General features: G+C 67.4%; 1 protein-coding gene. It reads left to right on the top strand.

What is annotated here, in order from left to right; genetic code table 11:
- Positions 1–951, top strand: a 951-nt coding sequence (gene tuf / locus FZN60_RS28525; protein WP_158877796.1) for an elongation factor Tu, incomplete at its 5' end; no start/stop codon positions are given.
- Between the last annotated feature and the right edge of the window lie 2 nt (positions 952–953).

Below are 953 nucleotides of genomic sequence, written 5' to 3' on the forward strand. Positions count from 1 at the left end.
GACTGCCCCGGCCACGCCGACTACGTGAAGAACATGATCACGGGCGCGGCGCAGATGGACGGCGCGATCCTGGTGTGCTCGGCCGCCGACGGCCCGATGCCCCAGACCCGCGAGCACATCCTTCTCGCCCGCCAGGTCGGCGTGCCGGCGATCGTGGTGTTCCTGAACAAGGTCGACCAGGTCGACGACGCCGAGCTCCTGGAGCTCGTTGAGCTCGAGGTCCGCGAGCTCCTGTCGTCCTACGACTTCCCCGGCGACGACGTTCCGATCGTCAAGGGCTCGGCTCTTGCCGCTCTCGAAGACTCCAACAAGGAGATCGGCGAGAACGCGGTGCGCGAGCTGATGGCCCAGGTCGACGCCTACATCCCGACCCCCGAGCGTCCGATCGACCAGCCCTTCCTGATGCCGATCGAGGACGTGTTCTCGATCTCGGGCCGCGGCACGGTCGTCACGGGGCGCGTCGAGCGCGGCATCGTGAAGGTCGGCGAGGAAGTCGAGATCGTCGGCATCCGCGACACCAAGAAGACCACCGTCACCGGCGTCGAGATGTTCCGCAAGCTGCTCGACCAGGGCCAGGCGGGCGACAACATCGGCGCGCTGGTTCGCGGCGTCGACCGTGAGGGCGTCGAGCGCGGTCAGGTCCTGTGCAAGCCGGGTTCGGTGAAGCCGCACACGCGCTTCATGGCCGAGGCCTACATCCTGACCAAGGAGGAGGGCGGCCGCCACACGCCGTTCTTCACCAACTACCGCCCGCAGTTCTACTTCCGCACGACCGACGTGACGGGCGTGGTGACGCTGCCCGAGGGCACCGAGATGGTGATGCCGGGCGACAACGTGACGATGGACGTCAAGCTGATCGTTCCGATCGCGATGGAGGAGAAGCTGCGCTTCGCCATCCGCGAAGGCGGCCGCACCGTCGGCGCCGGCATCGTCGCCTCCATCGTCGAGTAAGA

Origin of the sequence: Antarcticirhabdus aurantiaca (assembly GCF_009765365.1) — a bacterium.
GTDB lineage: Bacteria > Pseudomonadota > Alphaproteobacteria > Rhizobiales > Rhizobiaceae > Antarcticirhabdus > Antarcticirhabdus aurantiaca.